The organism is Janthinobacterium sp. TPC_1, from assembly GCF_056037845.1.
This window is the reverse complement of the sequence record NZ_CP195157.1, coordinates 3,930,879-3,948,566: the sequence shown is the minus strand read 5'-3', so window position 1 is coordinate 3,948,566 and position 17,688 is coordinate 3,930,879. Positions and strand designations below refer to the sequence as shown.

Annotated in this window: 11 protein-coding genes and 3 pseudogenes; 5 read left to right on the top strand and 9 right to left on the bottom strand. The window is 66.7% G+C overall.

All coding sequences use genetic code 11. From position 1 onward, the window contains the following. A complete protein-coding gene (locus tag ACQVLG_RS19440; protein WP_474290675.1) occupies nucleotides 1-3,948 on the top strand; it encodes a CHAT domain-containing protein in 3,948 nt (1,315 codons plus the stop codon). On the opposite strand, the gene ACQVLG_RS19435 is transcribed toward ACQVLG_RS19440, so the two are convergent. Next, a complete protein-coding gene (locus tag ACQVLG_RS19435) occupies nucleotides 3,881-4,642 on the bottom strand; it encodes a GNAT family N-acetyltransferase (RefSeq protein ID WP_046683713.1) in 762 nt (253 codons plus the stop codon). The genes ACQVLG_RS19440 and ACQVLG_RS19435 overlap by 68 nt on opposite strands. Before the next feature lie 144 nt (nucleotides 4,643-4,786). Between ACQVLG_RS19435 and ACQVLG_RS19430 the strand changes: the two are divergent. Beyond that, nucleotides 4,787-7,091: pseudogene (locus ACQVLG_RS19430) on the top strand (FdhF/YdeP family oxidoreductase). Here the strand turns inward: ACQVLG_RS19430 and fdhD are convergent. The 5 genes and pseudogenes from fdhD to ACQVLG_RS19405 form a co-directional block, all read right to left on the bottom strand. Then, on the bottom strand, nucleotides 7,088-7,915 hold the full coding sequence (fdhD, locus tag ACQVLG_RS19425) for a formate dehydrogenase accessory sulfurtransferase FdhD (RefSeq protein ID WP_474290674.1): 828 nt from the start codon (nucleotides 7,913-7,915) through the stop codon (nucleotides 7,088-7,090). The pseudogene ACQVLG_RS19430 and the gene fdhD sit on opposite strands and share 4 nt — an antisense overlap. Nucleotides 7,916-7,981: 66 nt before the next feature. Next, nucleotides 7,982-8,251 (bottom strand): hypothetical protein, encoded by a 270-nt coding sequence (locus tag ACQVLG_RS19420; RefSeq protein WP_474290673.1) that lies wholly within the window; start codon nucleotides 8,249-8,251, stop codon nucleotides 7,982-7,984. 185 nt (nucleotides 8,252-8,436) lie between these two features. Beyond that, complete coding sequence (locus tag ACQVLG_RS19415; RefSeq protein ID WP_474290672.1) at nucleotides 8,437-8,673, bottom strand: hypothetical protein; 237 nt, start codon at nucleotides 8,671-8,673, stop codon at nucleotides 8,437-8,439. A 95-nt stretch (nucleotides 8,674-8,768) separates the two neighbouring features. Then, on the bottom strand, nucleotides 8,769-10,229 hold the full coding sequence (locus tag ACQVLG_RS19410) for a Ppx/GppA phosphatase family protein (protein ID WP_474290671.1): 1,461 nt from the start codon (nucleotides 10,227-10,229) through the stop codon (nucleotides 8,769-8,771). Between the two features lie 165 nt (nucleotides 10,230-10,394). Continuing rightward, nucleotides 10,395-11,478: pseudogene (locus ACQVLG_RS19405) on the bottom strand (calcium:cation antiporter). 292 nt (nucleotides 11,479-11,770) lie between these two features. On the opposite strand from ACQVLG_RS19405, the gene ACQVLG_RS19400 reads away from it, so the two are divergent. After that, nucleotides 11,771-12,130, top strand: coding sequence for a hypothetical protein (locus ACQVLG_RS19400; protein WP_474290670.1), 360 nt, complete (start codon nucleotides 11,771-11,773; stop codon nucleotides 12,128-12,130). A 19-nt stretch (nucleotides 12,131-12,149) separates the two neighbouring features. Here the strand turns inward: ACQVLG_RS19400 and ACQVLG_RS19395 are convergent, their stop codons facing one another. From ACQVLG_RS19395 to ACQVLG_RS19385, 3 genes and pseudogenes are all read right to left on the bottom strand, one after another. Further along, nucleotides 12,150-12,806, bottom strand: a complete 657-nt coding sequence (locus tag ACQVLG_RS19395) for a GGDEF domain-containing protein (RefSeq protein ID WP_474290669.1) — start codon at nucleotides 12,804-12,806, stop codon at nucleotides 12,150-12,152. Then, complete coding sequence (locus ACQVLG_RS19390) at nucleotides 12,778-13,305, bottom strand: hypothetical protein (RefSeq protein ID WP_474290668.1); 528 nt, start codon at nucleotides 13,303-13,305, stop codon at nucleotides 12,778-12,780. Before ACQVLG_RS19390 ends, ACQVLG_RS19395 begins: the two co-directional genes overlap by 29 nt. 37 nt (nucleotides 13,306-13,342) lie before the next feature. Beyond that, nucleotides 13,343-13,619: pseudogene (locus tag ACQVLG_RS19385) on the bottom strand (hypothetical protein). A 152-nt stretch (nucleotides 13,620-13,771) separates the two neighbouring features. Here ACQVLG_RS19385 and ACQVLG_RS19380 point away from each other — a divergent pair. Both ACQVLG_RS19380 and ACQVLG_RS19375 read left to right on the top strand, forming a co-directional pair. Next, on the top strand, nucleotides 13,772-14,542 hold the full coding sequence (locus ACQVLG_RS19380) for a spermine/spermidine synthase domain-containing protein (protein ID WP_474290667.1): 771 nt from the start codon (nucleotides 13,772-13,774) through the stop codon (nucleotides 14,540-14,542). A 153-nt stretch (nucleotides 14,543-14,695) separates the two neighbouring features. Continuing rightward, nucleotides 14,696-17,575: a bifunctional diguanylate cyclase/phosphodiesterase gene (locus ACQVLG_RS19375; protein ID WP_474290666.1), complete on the top strand. Its 2,880-nt coding sequence runs from the start codon at nucleotides 14,696-14,698 to the stop codon at nucleotides 17,573-17,575. Nucleotides 17,576-17,688 lie beyond the last annotated feature (113 nt).

Genomic DNA, 17,688 nt, shown 5'->3' with positions numbered 1-17,688 from the left:
ATGGCCCGCTGGGACGCGGCGGCGAAGTGCCGAAACGGCGCGCGCACGCGCCCATCGCCCTGCTGCTGCCCCGACATGCTGGGCAGCCATCTGCAAGTGGGCAGCAACCGCATCTGGTTCGACCCCGTCAACCTGGTCGAAGGACGCATCGAACGCCTGGCAGTGGGCCAGCCGCACATCGTCAGCGCCGGCTGGCTCGAGTCCTGCTATGAGCCGTTTGCCCGCTTTCTCGCGCAAAGCCAGGAAGTGCGGCCCTTTACCTATGACTGGCGCCTGTCGCTGCAGCACTCCAGCAGCGCCTTCCTGCCCGTGCTCGATGAAGCCATGCGCGACGCCGGAGAGCGCGGCCAGCCCTTGCGCATCGTCGCCCACGGCATGGGCGGGCTGGTGGCGCGCCTGGCCCTGAAGGACCGCTGGCAGCGCTTCGGCGCCCTGCCCGGCAGCCGGTTGCTGCAGGTGGGCACGGCCAACCGGGGCACGCAGGCGATGGTGCAAGTGCTGCTGGGACGCGACCGGCTGGTGCAGATGCTGGCCTGCTGGATCGGCTGGAAGCACACGCGGCGCCAGTTTCTCGGCTTCGTGCGCGCCTTTCCCGGCGTGCTCGACATGCTGCCGTGGCCGCAGGCGGGCGGCATCGACTATTTCGACGCCGGCGCCTGGGCGCAGCTGGCGGCCGGCGACGCGCAAGCGGGCCTGCCCGGCGGCTGGCAGGCGCCCGAAGCGCCAGCGCTGGCCGCCGCGCGCGCCACCGTGGCCCTGCTGGAAGCGGCCCCGCTCGACGCCCGCCATTGCAGCTACCTGGCCGGCTGCGCCGACACGCCGGTGGCGCTGCGCCTGCGCGACGGCGGCATCGAGACGGCCTGGTCGCCGGATGGCGATGGCCGCACCGCCTGGCAAGGCGCCGTGCCGGCCGGCGTGGAAGCGTGCTACCTGCCCGTGGCGCATGGCGACCTGCTGCTGCAAAAGGAATACTACCCGGCCCTCGCGCAGTTGCTCGAGGGCGGCCAGGCGGCAGCCCTGTCCCGGCAGCCGCCGCACGCGCCTGGCGGCGTTCCACCCCGCTTCCATCCCTACGTCCCCGAGGCCAGGCCGCTGTACCCGCAGCCGCAGGAATTGCTCGACGCGGCCATCGGCGCCGCCGGCCCCGCCAGCGCGCCGGAAAGCCGCGCGCCGCAGCTGAGCCTATCCGTCATCCACGGCAGCATGGCCTCGGCCGATGCGCCCGTCATGAGCGGCTGCTACGCGTCCGAATCGCTGCGCGGCAGCATGAGCTTTCTCGACCGCCTGCTGGCCGGCAAGCTGCAGGAAATCCACGCGCTGGGTCGCTTCCCGCAGCGCCCCGACTCCGCCCTGGTGGTGCTGCAGCCCGATGCGGCGCGCCGGCCCGGCGGCGCCATCGTCATCGGCCTGGGCGCGCTGGGCGAGCTGACGCCGGGCGAACTGGCGCGCGCCTTTGCCGGCGGCCTGCTCGAATACGCGTGCGTCTGCCTGCAGGTGCGCGCCGCCGGCCACGTGGCCGCGCCGCCGATGGGCGAACACGGCTTGCGCGTGGCCAGCCTGCTGTCCGGTTCCGGCTACGGCGGCTTGAGCATCGCCCTGTGCGCGCGCGCCCTGATCGACGGCGCGCGCAGCGCCAACCGGCGCCTGGAAGACGCGGGCATGGCCTGCCGCATCGGCCACATCGCCATCTATGAACAGTCCGAGGCGCGCGCCATCGCCGCCGCCGTGGCCATCGAGCAGATCATGGCCGAGGCGCGCTACCAGGGCAGCTTCTCGTTCGAGCGGCGCATCCGCCACAGCCCCGGCGGCTACCGGCGCATCCTGCCCAGCCTGAGCGGCGACAATGGCTGGCGCCGCGTGCAGATCGTCGCCGCGGATCTCTCGGGCGCCCTGCGCTTCACGGTGCTGACGGACCGCGCCCACAACAGCGTCGATGAAGAGCCGAACCAGCGGCAAGCCGTCGATGGCCTGATCATGGATGCCACCGACAACACCACCGACCAGCCGGGATTGTCGCGCGCCCTGTACGAACTGATGCTGCCCAACGGCCTGAAGGCGGCCATCCCCGAGATGCGCGGCCTGATCCTGGCCGTCGACCAGAGCGCCGCCATCTACCCGTGGGAACTCATGCGCGACGAGGCGGGCAGCGAGGAAAGCCCCCTGTCGACGCGCATCGGCATGGTGCGCCAGCTGGCCAGCCTGCGCGAGCAGCCGCCGGCCGTCAGCCCGCCCAGCAACAGCGTGCTGGTGATCGGCGACACCGATTCCGGCCTGCCCGAGCTGCCCGCCGCGCAGGCCGAGGCGCAGGACGTGGCGCGCATGTTCGGCGCGTACGGCTACCAGGTGCGCGAGCTGCTGCGCCCGCAGGCGCAGCGCGTGCTGGTGCACCTGTTCGACGAGCGCTATTTCGCCATCCACCTTGCCGGCCATGGCGAGGTGGCCGGCCCCGGCATCGCCCATACGGGCCTGGTGCTGGGACCGAAGACGCGGCTGACGGCGGCGCAGGTGGGCAAATTGAAGCGCGTGCCGCAATTCGTCTTCATCAATTGCTGCCACCTGGGCGACATGCGCGCGGACGCCATCGCGCCATGGTCGAAACTGGCCGCCAGCCTGGCCACGGCCTTCATCGAAATGGGCTCGCAAGCGGTGATCGCGGCCGGCTGGCGCATCGACGACGAGGCGGCCAGCATCTTCGCGCACAGTTTTTATCACGCCATGCTGAGCGGCGAGTACTTCGGCGACGCCGTGCGCCTGGCGCGCGAGGCGGCGTATCTGCGGTTCCCCGCGTCGAACACCTGGGGCGCCTACCAGGCCTACGGCGACGACCGCTACCGCTTTCCGAACACCCAGAGCCGGCCCTGGCAGGCGCCCGACTACCACTACCACGGCCATTTGCTGGCCGACCTGGAAACCCTGCATGCGCGCCTGGCGGGCGCCGATGCGGCGCGCCGCGCCGCCATCGAGGAAAAGCTGGCCAGCATCGAGGAAGCCGTGCGCGCGCGCTTCTTCGGCTGCGCCGACATCCGCGAAAACATGGCCGCCACGCGGGCCGGCCTGGGAGGCCTGGACAACACCCTGCGCGCCATTGAGCACTATCGGGCGGCGCATAGCGCGGCCGACGGCAAGGTGGGCTTGCGCGCGCTGGCGCACTGGGCGGAACTGGAGATACGCCAGGGCGCGGCCCTGTGCGGCCTCGATGCGGGCGCCGGCATCGACGTGCCGGCCGTGCCCGATCCGGCACAGGGACGCCAGCTGCTGCAGGACGGAAAACAGCATATCGACCTGCTGGTGGCGCTGGCGCCCACGGCGCAGCGCCTGGCCCTGCTGGGGCGCTACTGGGCCTTGCAGGCGCGCCTGGCCTGCGGCGAAGGAAGCTCCGGCGCGCCGGCCCTGCGCGCCATGACGGACGCCTGCCTGGCCGCGCTGGAAGAAGCGCGGCGGCGCAGCGGCGTGGCCGACTGCGACCTGATTTTCCAGGTGCTGGCGGGCGCCCTGCTGCTGAAATCCCACGGCGACGGCGGCCCCTGGCGCGCCCTCGATCCGCAGCTGGGCGACTTGCTGCACGATGCCATCGCCTATGCGCGCCAGCGCCACGCGGACGAACACCGCGCCATCGACGCCAGCGCCCCCGTGCGCGCCGCCCTGCTGGCGGCCCTGTGGCAGGTGCCGGACGGCCAGCCCCTCGACGCGCCAGCGCGCGCCGCCTTCCTGGCCCTGTACCACGACGCCGTGCGGCGCCACGGCAGCATCGGCGAACCCGAGGCGATCACGGCGCCGCTGCGCTTCCTGCTCGAACTGCTGCCGCCCGGCGGCACGGACACCGGCTTGCGCAGCGCCGTGCAGGCGCTGGCCAGCCAGCTGCAGGCTTCACTGCCCGCTCTTAGCCAGGCACCACCCCGTAATGGCGCGCATAGCGCTCGTCCAGATTCGCCAGCGGCATCATCATGAACATGTCGGCGCTTTCGAAGTCAGGATCCCAGGCCGGTTCGCCGCAAATCCAGGCGCCCGAACGCAGATAGCCCTTGATCAGCGGCGGCACTTGCGGCTTGTGCGCCGCTTCCACCTGATGGATGGGGAAAGGCAGGTGCGGCGTGACGCGGTACTCGCTTGGGGCCATGTGCTTTTCGGCCAGCGCCTGGTACACGGCGACGGCGTTATGGCCGCCATCGGCCAGGCTGATGCTGGCGCAGCCGACCAGGTAGTCGCAGCGCTCGCGGCGCATGTACTCGGCCAGGCCCGACCACAGCAGCATGATCACGCTGCCGCCGCGGTATTTCGGGTGGATGCAGGCGCGGCCCGCTTCGACCATGCGGCCGCGCAGGTTCTTCAGGCGGCTCAGGTCGAACTCGTTTTCCGAATACAGGCGGCCGATCTTGGCTGCCTTGGCCGCGCTCAGCACGCGGTAGGTGCCCACCACTTTCAGGGTATCGGCGTCGCGCACGATCAGGTGGTCGCAATGCGCGTCGAATTCATCGCTGTCGAGGCCATCGGCATTCGCCAGCGACGTCAGGCCCATGGTCTCGATAAACACCTTGTAACGCAAACGCTGGACTTCGCGCAATTCCGCCGCTGTAGTGGCCTGGCTCAGCACCAGTTGGACCGGCCGGGCCTTGGCTTCGTTTGATGCGATTATGTTTTGCATGGTTTCATCCCTGTGATCAAGACGACTCCAGCGTACTTGCCTAATATGTCAGGAAAATGACAGCCGAATGTCATTTCCATGACGCAAGTCAATGCCATGCGGGGATCGTGCATAATTACCACACTCCCCTTCCGGAAAGCCACGATGGACGATCACGAAGCGCCCCGCATCACCCCCTATACCAAGCCTGCCGCCGGCTGGGACGCCCTGAAACACATGGCCATCAGCCTGCGCCAGGAGCGGGTCGCGCCCGGGAACCTGAAGGCGCTGCTGGCGCAAAACCAGCCGGACGGCTTCGATTGCCCCGGCTGCGCCTGGCCCGACCGCAACCACGCTGCCACGTTCGCCTTTTGCGAAAACGGCGCCAAGGCCGTCGCCGCCGAAGCGACCAGCCGCCGCGCCGGCCCGGAGCTGTTTGCCAGCCGCACCGTCACGCAGCTGCTGGAACAATCGGACTACGCGCTGGAACAATACGGCCGCCTGACCGAACCGATGGTCTACGACGCCGCCAGCGACCGCTACGTGCCGATCGCCTGGGATGACGCCTGCGCCCTCGTGGCGCGCCACCTGCGCGCCCTGCCCGACCCGAACCAGGCTGCGTTCTACACCTCGGGACGCGCCAGCAACGAGGCGGCCTTTTTGTACCAGCTGATGGCGCGCCTGTACGGCACGAACAACTTCCCCGACTGCTCCAATATGTGCCACGAGGCGACCAGCCGCGGCTTGCCGGCCACCGTGGGCATCGGCAAGGGCACGGTGACTTTGGCCGACTTCGAACTGGCCGACACCATCCTGATTTTCGGCCAGAATCCCGCCACCAACCATCCCGCGCATGCTGGGCGAACTACGCGAGTGCGCGCGCCGCGGCGGCAGCATCGTTTCCATCAATCCCCTGCGCGAGCGGGGCTTGCAGCGCTTCATGGACCCGCAAAGCGCGCTGGAAATGGCGACACTGGGCAGCACGCGCCTGGCCGGCCTGTTCGTGCAACCGACACTGGGCGGAGATTTCGCCCTGATCAAGGCCGTCGCCAAGCGCGTCGTCGAGCATGACGATGCGGCGCAGGCGGCCGGCGCGCCGGCCGTCATCGACCACGCTTTCATTCTTGAGCACTGCAGCGGCTTCGACGCCTTCCGCGACGACCTGCGTGCAGAAAGCTGGGAACTGCTGCTGCGGGAGTCGGGCGTGGCGCGCGCGCAGATCGAGGCATTGACGGACATTGTCGTCAAGGGCAAGCGCATCATCGCCACCTGGGGCATGGGTTTGACGCAGCACAAGCACAGCGTGGCGGCCATCCGCATGCTGTCGAACCTGATGATGTTGCGCGGCCAGATCGGCAAGCCGGGCGCCGGGCTATGCCCCGTGCGCGGCCATTCCAACGTGCAGGGCGACCGCACGGTGGGCATCGAGGAAAAGCCCACAAACGCCTTCCTCGACCGCCTGGGCCAGGTGTATGGCTTCGCGCCGCCGCGCGCGCACGGCCACGACGTGGTGGCCACCATCGAAGCCATGCGGCGCGGCGAGGTAAAAGTGTTCATCGCGCTGGGCGGCAATTTCGCCGCCGCCACGCCCGATACGCCATTGACCTTTGCCGCGCTGCGCCAGTGCGCGCTGACGGTGCAGGTGGCCACCAAGCTCAATCGCAGCCACCTGGTCATCGGCCGTGAAGCCCTGCTGCTGCCCACCCTGGGCCGCACGGAGATCGACCTGCAGCACGGCGTGGCGCAGGGCGTGACGGTGGAAGACTCGATGAGCATGGTGCATATCTCGTATGGCCGCAATGCGCCCGCCTCGCCGCAGCTGCGCTCGGAAGTGGCCATCGTGGCCGGCATGGCCAAGCGACGACGGTCGGCAGCGCCCTGGTGGACTGGCGCGCGTATGCGGCCGACTATGCGCGCATCCGCGACGATATCGAAAAGGTGTTTGACGATTTTTACGACTACAACGCCAGGGTGGCGCAGCCGGGCGGTTTTCATTTGACGGTGGCTTCGCGCGAGCGCGTGTGGAAGACGGCCAGCGGCAAGGCCAGCTTCCTCGTCGCCCCGCTGGACCTCGATACGCCGCTGCACCGCGCCCGCGCGCGCCATGGCGAACGCCTGATGGTGTTGATGAGCACGCGCTCGCACGACCAGTACAACACCACCATCTACGGCATGGACGACCGCTACCGGGGTGTACGGCACGCGCAAGGTCGTCTTCGCGAATGCGGCCGATATCGCCATGCTGGGTTTTAAGGATGGCGACATGATCGATATGATTAGCGCCTGGGACGACGGCGTGGCGCGCCGCGCCGACGGTTTCCGCCTGGTCGCCTATGACATCCCGCGCGGCTGCCTGGGCGCGTATTACCCCGAGACGAATGCGCTGGTGCCGCTGGCCAGCACGGCCGACGGCGCCGGCACGCCCACGTCGAAATCCGTGCCGGTGCTGCTGCAGCGTTCTGCCGCTTAGATGCTGATGCCGGGCGTGTAGTCCACGTACGCCTCCTGGCGGCAGAAGCCCACCAGCTTCATGCCCGCCTGCGCGGCGATGGAAATGGCCAGAGAACTGGGGGCGGAAATCGTCGCCAGCAGCGGAATCTGCATGCGCGCCGCCTTGCGCGCCAGCTCATAGCTGCCGCGGCTGGACAGGAAGACGAAGCCGCGCCGCATGTCGGCGCCGTTCAGTGCGAGGTGGCCGATCAGCTTGTCGAGGCCGTTATGCCGGCCGACATCCTCGAACACGTGCACGATGTCGCCGTCTGGCGCGCACCACGCGGCAGCGTGCACGCCGCCCGTTTCCCGCATCAGCGCCTGGCGTTCGCGCAAGCCCGCGGAGGCACGCGCCAGCGCGGCCGGCAAGTCGACGCGGATCAGGGACGGCGGCAGCGCCGCAGGCTGCAAGTCGAGCATGTCGATGCTGTCGATGCCGCACACGCCGCAACCCGTGCGGCCCGTCAACTGGCGCCGCCGGTCCTTCAGGCGCATGAAATCCTCTTGCGCGATGGTCAAGGCCACTTCGGCGGAGTCGGAGCGCAGGAACACTTCGCAATCGAAGATGGCGGCAGCCGATGCCACCACGCCTTCCGTCAGCGCGAAACCATACGCGAACGCTTCCAGGTCGCGCGGCGTGGCCATCATGACGACGTGGGAAATGCCATTGAAGACCAGCGCGACGGGGATTTCCTCGGCGACGTGGTCGATGGCTGGGGTAGAGACGCCCGCCTTGTGGCGGACGATGGAACGCTCGACGAAGCCGGCGCGTTCGGTATTGGTATCTTCTGACATGGCAACCATGGGGAACTATCACAGGCCCCATGGTAAACCAGAATGGGCAAGCGGGGGCGGCCCCTGCCCGCGCCATCAATCCTTCTTCGGACGGCCCGTTTTCAGCTGCGGCAAGCCGGCCAGCACGTTTTGCAGCGTGGCCAGGTCGATCTGGCTGATCAGCGCCACGCCGATGCGCAGCAATTCGCTTTTCTTGATCTCGAAACCGGCTTTCAGGCAGGCTTTCTTGACCTGGCCCAATACCTCGTATTCCGCTTCCGGCATAGTAAAGCTGTCGCGCACCAGTTTCGGCTTGCGGGCTTTTTCCTTGACGGCGGCGACCTTGGCGGCTGGCGCCTTTTTCACGGCGGCGGGCTTGGCAGCAGCTTTGGCCGCCGGTTTGGCCGTGGCTTTCGCTACCGGCTTGGCGGCTGTGGCAACTGGCTTGACAGCGGCTTTCGCGGCTGGCTTGGCGACAGCTTTGGCGGCAGGCTTGGCAACGGGTTTGGCAACGACGGCCTTGGCCGCCGGCTTGGCGGCTGGCGCCTTGGCTACGGCAGGCTTGGCGGCAACAGGCTTGGCTGCTGCCGCTTTGCTGCGGCGGGTTTGGCAGCCACTGGCTTGACGGCGGCTTTGGCCACCGGCTTGGCGGCCGCCTTCGCCGCAGGTTTGGCGACAGGTTTGCTGGCCGGTGCGGCCTTGGCCGCTGCCGCATTGATCGATGCGCTGGTGGGGAACATCGATACAGGCGCGCTGTCGGCCTTTTTCACTGGAACGGTTTTGGTCATGGATTTTCCAATCTAATCAATAATATAAACAATATATACTGTTTTTTGAAATCTTGCTTGCTGCACATCAAACCATGCGCACGACAGACACCCTCTCACGCGCTGGCGCGGATGGTGAAATCGACCCCGACCTCGTCCCAGAATTCCTGCTCCTTCTCGATCCAGAACGACACGGTGGGATGGTGCGCCACCCAGCCGCGCTTGATGTCGAGCTCGATGCGGCTCTTCATGCGCAGGCGCAGTTCGCTGAAATCGGCCTCGATGCGCGCATGCATGAGCAAAATCGACAGGCGCAGCGCCAGCACGGCCTTGGCGAAATCGGGGTCGGACAGCACTTCGCCGATCTTGCGCAGGTTGCCCTTCTGCGCCAGGATCAAGCGGCTCATGGTCTTCTGTTCGCGCGTGGTAAAGCCGGGCAAGTCCGCGTTTTCCACGATGTAGGACGCGTGCTTGTGGTAGCCCGTCTGCGACACGGCCAGCCCCACCTCGTGCAGCAGGCTGCTCCAGCGCAGGCTTTTCACCAGGGCGTCGGAGGTGGGCTTGAGCTGTGCGTACAGGGCCAGCGCCTGCTGCGCCACCCGGCCGGCGCGCTGCTGGTCGATGTGGAATTTCTCCATGCAGCCCTGCACCGACTGTTCGCGGCGGTCGCGCTTGGTCGAACGCAGGTACAAATCCCACATCACGCCCATGCGCAGGCCCGCCTCGATCGGCGTCATGGCGGGAATCGCCAGTTCGCGGAACAGGCCGATCAAGATGGCCAGGCCGCCGACGATGGTGCTGGCGCGGTCGGGGCGCAGCAGGCCGGGCATGTCGATGCGGCTGGTGTGACCGAGTTCGATGAAGCGCCGCGCCAGCGCGTCGAGGCTGGCGCTGGTAAGCAAGCCGTCGCCAAGCTTATTGCGGGCGATGATGTCGGCGATGGTGCGGATGGTGCCGGAAGAGCCGTAGGCCGTCTTCCAGTGCTGCGGGTGGTACGGCGGCGCGGCATCCTCGAAATGGCTGCGCGCCGACAGGATGGCCGCCTCGAACGACGGCGCGTCGATGCGCCCGCCGATGAAGAACGACAGGCTTTGCTTGACCGTGCCCAGGCTGAACGACTCGACGCGCTCGATATCGTTGCCGCGCCCCAGTATCAGTTCGGTCGAACCGCCGCCGATATCCATCACCAGGCGGCGTTCGCCGGGAATGGCCAGCGCATTGGCCACGCCCATGTAGATCAGGCGCCCCTCTTCCTCGCCCGAGATGATTTCGATCGGGTAGCCGATGGCTTGCTCTGCCAGCGGCAGGAAGACGGCGCCGTTGCGCGCCACGCGCATGGCCGACGTGGCCACCACGCGCACGGCTTCAAGCTCGAAACCTGCCAGGATGGCGCGAAAGCGCTGCAGGCAGGCCAGCGCGCCCTGCATGGCCGCCTCGGTCAGGTCGCCATTGGTGTCCAGGCCGGCGGCCAGGCGTATCGGGTCGCGCACGCTCTTGACCACGCGGATGGTGTCGCCATCATGCTTGCCGACGTGTAAACGAAAACTGTTGGACCCCAGGTCCACCGCTGCATACATACTGGCCTCTTGTCTTGTCATTGCTGCACCAACTGAAAAAAGTTGGCAAAATCAGTTGCTAAACTATATAAATCATTTAGACGATTTAAAAATCCTACCACACTACCCTCATCGTATGACAGCGGCGTGACAGGATTGTGACAAAACGGCGGCCAGCCGTGGCGCTTACGGCACGATGGTGGTAAATAAATAAACGGCGAAAATCACCAGGTGCACCGTGCCCTGCATGACCGTGGTGCGGCCCGTGCCCCAGCGACAGGGTGGCCACCATCAGCGACAGCAGCAACAGCACTGTCGATTTGATATCGAGTCCCAGGGTAATCGTCAGGCCCGTGGCCAGCGACACGACCACCACGGCGGGTATCGTCAGGCCGATGCTGGCCAGCGCGGAGCCGAGCGCCAGGTTCAAGCTCGTTTGCAGACGGTTGGCGCGCGCGGCGCGCACGGCGGCCAGGCCTTCGGGCAGCAGCACGATGGCGGCGATGACGATGCCGACCAGGGTTTTCGGCGCGCCCATGGCGGCAATCGCCGTCTCCAGCGCGGGCGCCAGCGACTTGGCCAGCAGCACCACGGCTCCAAGGCACACCAGCAGCGCGCCGGCGCTGACCCAGGCGACGGTGGGCGTGGGCGGCGCCGCATGCACCTCTTCGTCGCCGACGGCTTCCTTGGGCAGGAAGTAGTCGCGGTGGCGCACCGTCTGCACCAGCACGAAGGTGCCGTACAAGACCAGCGAGATGACGGCGATGAAAATGAGTTGGCTGGAATTGTAGAAGGGGCCGGCGGCGCTCGAGGTGTAGTTCGGCAGCACCAAGGTCAGAATGGCGATGGCGGCCAGGGTGGCCAGCGAGGCGCTCACGCCCAGCAAGCCGAAAGTCTGCTCGCGATGGCGCCCGGCACCCAGCAACAGGCAGATGCCGACGATGCCGTTCAAAATGATCATGATGGCGGCAAACACGGTGTCGCGCGCCAGGCCCGTCGTCTCCGGCCCGCCGGCCAGCATCAGCGAGACGATCAGCGCCACCTCGATCAGGGTTACGGCCAGCGCCAGCACCAGGGTGCCATACGGTTCGCCGATGCGGTGCGCCACCACTTCCGCGTGGTACACGGCGGCCAGCACGCTGCCGATCAGGCCAGCGACCAGCAGGATCTGGTAGTAGCCGCCGACATTGAAGGTGGAACCGAACAGGAACAGCCAGCCGGCAAGCGGGGCGGCAAGCGGCCATACAGGCAGGGATTTGAGCATTTTCATTATGGGCCTGGCAAGAGTAAGAAAGGGGAACTGCGGTGCGGACGACAAGAGGGGCGAGCGTGCACCCCACAGCATAACTTGCTTAGCTTAAATGAATGTTAGGGAATGCACATGTCCGGGTGCCGGCGCCCGCGCCTGGCTCACCTTTCAATCACCTTGCCACAGTGCACCTGCTTGCTACCAGTAACTATAGTCCCTTTGGTAACATGCCGTTGCAATTTCCTTGTCTTTTTACTTCCTGAATCCGTCATACTGCAGGGCAGGCCCTCCCGCCACCGACCAAGGACACACCATGAAACGAGCAAGCAGCGCAGCCACGCGCACCGTCACCGTATTAGCCATCTTCGCGAGCAGCCTGCTGTGCGCCGCCGCGCATGCGGACACGCCGCCTGCGCCGCCAACGCAGGCAGCGCAGGTGGATGCAAACTGGGCCACCCCGCCCGCGCCCGCCGCAGAGGCACGCTGGCAAGACAGCCTGCCGCCCGCGCCGCCCGTGGCGCCACGCGAAGAAAAGATACTGCCCAAGAGCGAATGGCTCACCGTCGAGCCGATGAAGGCGCCGGACCGGCGCTGCGATCCCGGCCTGGGCGCCCTGTTCCTGCCCAAGGAGTGCGGCAAGGAACCGAGCTGGCTGGGCTCGCGCAAGAAATAATCCGGTTTATTAGTCCGGTTTATATATCGAGGGTGCTGGAGCCCTGCGCCTCCACCACCCTGTTGCGGCCCGCCTGCTTGGCCGCCTGCAGCGCCTCGTCGGCCCGCTTGAACAGGCTGACGGTGCTGTCTTCGGCGCGGATGGTGGTCACGCCCAGGCTGGCCGTCAGCTGCAGCACGGCGCGCTCCGTCCGTCTGACGGGCAGCGCCTCGACGGCGGCGCGGATGCGCTCGGCCACCATCAGTGCATCGGCCAGGCTCGTGCGCGGCAATTGGATGGCGAATTCGGCGCCGCCCAGGCGGCCCATCAGGTCGCTGTCGCGCAGCTGCTGGCGGCACGTGTCGACGATGGTTTTAAGCACCGCATCGCCCACCGGATGGCCATAGCTGTCGTTGACGCGCTTGAAATGGTCGATATTGAGCACCACCAGCGCCGTCGGCAAGCCGGGCCGGCGCGCCAGCGCCATCCACGGCGCCAGCGCCTGGTAAAAACCGCGCCGGTTCGGCACGCCCGTGGCCGCGTCCAGCACTTCCAGGCGCGCCAGTTCGCCGCCCAGTTTTTCGCGCGACAGCAGCAGATAGCCGAAGGCGTTCGTCAGCATCATCAGGTACAGGGCGCCAAAACCGGCCAGCTGCAGCAGCTCCGCGTCAAAAGCCGGGACGGCGGCGGCGAGCACGCCGCGCGCCGCGATCAGCAGCAGACAGCAGGCCCATGCTGACGACGAGGAAGCGGCGCAGCATGCTCGCCTCGCGCCATTTCAGGCACAGCGCCGCCACGCCAGCGAGGAAAAAGCCGGCCACGATCAGCGAACCGCCGGCGCTGCGCAGCAATGGCGCCACGTCGAACAGGTAGCAGGCGGCAAACAGGCCGATCGCCGCGCCCAGCGCCGGCAATATGTAGCGGCGCCAGCCGCTGCGTCCGGCCGCCTGCCACAGCGCGCCCGCGTCCAGCGCCATGCCGGCAAACAGCAGGCTGTTGCCGAGCAGGATGGAGAGGAAATCGGGCAGCACGCCGCGAAAATACAGCAAACACCAGGCCACGGCCTGGCATTGCTTGGCCACCGCCCAGGTGGACATGCTGAGCGACTTCTTGCGCTCGTACTCGAAGAAGAACAGGGCCGCGCACAGGCTCAGGTTGCCGAGCGCCAGGGCCAGTACCAGGGTCTTGATATCCATGGCTTACAGTATCGCCGCGCTGGCGCGCCGCGCCGGGTCAGATCTCGTGTTCGACATTGGTGCTGCCGTCGCCGACCTTGCTGGCCCAGGCCTGCACGAAATACTGCTTTTCCACGTCGCTGGGAACTTCATGCCAGAACACGATGAGGGTGCCCTTGTGATCGTGGATTTTGCGCCACTTTTTCAATGAAGCCGAAATTTTCGGCCTGGTCGGCCAGCGCCGCCGCGTAACCATACACGCGCGTCAGCCGCTCGATGCGGTCAGGTTCGGTAAAACTGTTCGTCGCCGTAATGATGGGGTGATCCAAAAACATGCTTGTCTCCATGGTGCCCGACTGCGCGGCCGTGCCGCCGCGTACCGTTACGCATGCTCGGCGCGGATTAATCGGGTATGCTCACGGGAGCTTATCAGATTTCTCTGAATGCAACAAAGCATCTCCCCCTGTCCACTCAGCGAAGTCGCCCCATGCCGGAAAACAGAAGCACCACCCCACTTGCCCCGCAGGTGCATACCTGCGGCGACCGGCGCCGGCTGGAATTCCAGCCAGGCATGATCCAGAGCGAAATGCTGCTGTCGCGCCCCGACCATCTGCTGCTGCGCTATGCGCGCGCCATGATGTGCTTTACCCTGTTCGTGCCGCATCCCCGCCACATCCTGATGGTGGGCCTGGGCGGCGGCTCGCTGCTGAAATTCTGCCACCGGCACCTGCCCGAAACGCGCATCACGGTGCTGGAACTGCGCGCCGACGTGATCGCCCTGCGCGAGCAATTCATGCTGCCGCCCGACGACGCGCGCCTGCGCATCATCGAGACGGATGCCGTCAGCTATATCCGCCAGCATCCGGGCTGCGCCGACGTGCTGCTGCTCGACGGCTATGACGAAACGGGCCTGCCGCCGGCCCTGGGCAGCGCGCGCTTCTATGCGGACTGCCTGCGCACCCTGTTGCCCGGCGGCGTGCTGGTGGCCAACCTGTTCAGTTATGACGAGCACTACCCCGCCATGCTGGAACGCCTGATGCTGACCTTCCGCGGCGCCGTGTGCCAGTTCGACGGCATCGCCGGCAACAACCGCATCCTCTTCGCCGCCAGGCCGGACAAGCTCGGGGCGGGCCGCGCCGTGCGCATGGTGCGGCTGGTGCGCTGGCGCCGGGTATGCGGCCTGGCGTTCCTGAACCGCTGGCTGCCGGCATGGCAGTTGTGGCGCTTGCGCCGGCAATCAGGCGCACCCGACAACTGATAGTCGTCCGCCATGGCCATAGATATTGTTGCTTATTAGCAGCGATCTGGTGCAAAATTCGCATGATGGATGTGGTTTATGACAAACTACGGCCTGCGCGGGCCCGCAGGTGCTGCCGAGCAATTGTGTCCATGAAGTGAGATAGGAAAACCCATGCTGCGTGGCCGCCTGCCATTGTCGATTTCCGCCGCGGCCGCGCTGACCTTCGCCTGCGGCGTCAGCGTGACGGCCGTGCTGTTCGCCGCCATCAGCCAGCTCGAATACGACAAGATGGGCCTGAGCCTGCAGCAGCGCGCCGGTGCCAGGGTGGCCGCCATCGAGCAGGGGCTCGACGATGCGGTCGAGGTGCTGACGACGACGAACCAGCTGTTTTCCGCCGTCGTGCCCGTCACGCGCGAGCAGTTCCATGCCTTCACCACGCCGCTGCTGCAGCGCCACCCGTTCATCCAGGCCTTCAATTTCCACCGTATCGTGCCGCATGCCCAGCGCGACGCCTTCGAGGCCGGGCTGCGGCGCATCGTGCCCGATTACGCCATGACGGAAATGCACGACGGCGTCATCGTGCCCGCGACGACGCGCGCCAGCTACCTGGTGGTGGACTACCTCGAGCCCCTGCAGGGCAACCGCCCCGCCTTCGGCCTGAACGTCAGCCCGAACGGCGTGCTGGCGCGTGCGCTGGAGCAGGCGATCATCAGCGGCCAGACCACCGCCACCGGCCTGCTGGCCCTGGCGCAGGGACCGCAGCAGGGCTTCGTCATCGTGCGTCCCGTGTACCGCCACGGCGTGCCCCTGCAGACGGTACCGCAGCGGCGCGCGGCGCTGATCGGCGATACGGCGGTCATCGTGCGTGCCGGGGAACTGGTGCAGAAAATCCTCGCCGGCGCCGACTTGCTGGGCGACCCGCAGCTCGAACTGAGCGTCTATGCCGACGCCGGCGCCGACCCGCGCCAATTGATCTTCCGGCATGGCCAGGCGCCTGCTGTCGAAGCGGGCGGCGCCTGGGAATCGCTGCCACGCTGGCTGCAATTTGCCTACCACAGCCATTACGACCGGGCCTTCGTTTCCGCCGGCCGGCCGTGGCATGTGCGCGTGGTGGCCCATCCGCGCCCCTTCCTGGCCGACCACCTGGGTTCGCTGTTCACCCTGATCATGGGTTTGCTGTTCAGCATGCTGACGGCCGCCTTCGTGCAGTCGCTGACGCAGCGCTCGCGCCGCGTGCAACTGCTGGTGGAGCAGCGCACGGCCGACCTCAAGCGCAGCAATGAGCTGCTCAGCGCCGACGTGCGGGCGCGCCAGCGCACCGAGCGCGCCTTGCAGGAAAGCGAAAAGCGCTTCCGCCGCCTGCTGGCCCTGTCCTCGGACTGGTACTGGGAACAGGACGCCAACTTCTGCTTCACCCACATCACCAGCGGTTTCACGGACAAGTCGAACATGCCGCTGGAACGCTTCATCGGCATGACGCGCTGGGACAACAACCCGGAGATGCGCAATTCGCGCTGGGGCAAGCAGCATATCGCCAACCTGGAAGCCCACCTGCCCTTTTCCAACCTCGAATACGCGATGCAGGACCGCAATGGCCAGCTGCGCTGGTTCAGCGTCAATGGCGAACCGCTGTTCAACGAACTGGGCGAGTTTCGCGGCTACCGGGGCACGGGTTCCGAAATCACGGAACGCAAGCTGGCCGAGCAGCAAATCCAGCACATCGCCCACCACGACGTGCTGACGGGCTTGCCCAACCGCGCCCTGCTGCGCGACCGCCTGGCGCAAGCGATGGCCCTGTCGCGCCGCAAGAACCGCGCGCTGTGGGTGCTGTTGATCGACCTCGACCGCTTCAAGTTCGTCAACGACAGCCTGGGTCACAAGGCCGGCGATCTGCTGCTGAAAACCATCGCCACGCGCCTGCAGGCCAGCCTGCGCGAAACCGATACGGTGGCGCGCCTGTCCGGCGATGAATTCGTCGCCATCCTGTGCGAACAGGCCGATGAAACCCTCAGCGCCGCCATCGTGCAGCGCGTGATGGATGCCGTGGCCCAGCCGGTATTGTTAGATGGCAAGGAGTTCTTCGTCACCTGCAGCATCGGCGTGGCCGTCTACGACATGTCGCGCTACGACGCCCCCGGCGACGTGACCCTGAATGGCGAAACGCAGAACCTGATCGAGCAGGCCGACATCGCCATGTACTGCGCCAAGAAACAGGGCCGCAACAACATCAAGTTCTACACGACGGCCATGAACCAGGCCACCCTGGAGCGCCTGCGCATCGAGACGGCGCTGCGCAACGCCGCCCTCGAACGCGAGCAGTTCGTGCTGCATTACCAGCCGCAGCTGGACCTGGCCAGCGGGCGCATCGTCGGCGTGGAGGCGCTGCTGCGCTGGCAGCATCCGGACCTGGGCATGGTGGCGCCGAACCGCTTCATCGCGCTGGCCGAGGATAGGGGCCTGATCGTGCCGATCGGCGCCTGGGTCATGCGCGAAGCGTGCGCCCAGGTCAAGGCCTGGCATATGGCGGGGCTGGACAATCTGCGCCTGGCCGTGAACCTGTCGGCGCGCCAGTTCAACGAGCCGAATCTGGTGGCATCGATCGCCGCAGTGCTGCTTGAAACGGGCCTGGCGCCGGCCTGCCTGGAACTGGAATTGACGGAAAGCCTGTTCATGCACGATGTGGCGCTGGCCGTGAGCCAGCTGCACGACATGAAGGCGCTGGGAGTGCAGCTGTCGATCGACGATTTCGGCACCGGTTATTCCAGCTTCGCCTACCTGCGCACCTTCCCCATCGACGTGCTGAAGATCGACCGCAGCTTCATCAACGACGTGGCGCGCGACGCGGACGACGCGGCCATCGTCGTCTCCATCATCGCGCTGGCGCACAATCTGAAACTGCGCGTGGTGGCCGAAGGCGTGGAAACGGCGGAGCAGCTCGATTATCTGCGCAGCCACGGTTGCGACGAAGCGCAAGGCTATTATTTCAGCCGGCCGCTGCCCGCGCATGAAGTGGAACAGCTGCTGCGCAGCGACATCAGCGTGGTCGCCTGAATCAGGCCCTTCAGCATCATGCGTCCGGCTTATCGGCAGCCCTGCAGCCGTGAACAATGGAAACTATTTCAGCAATGTATGTATCTCACTCATGCAAAATGACAGGCATGCAG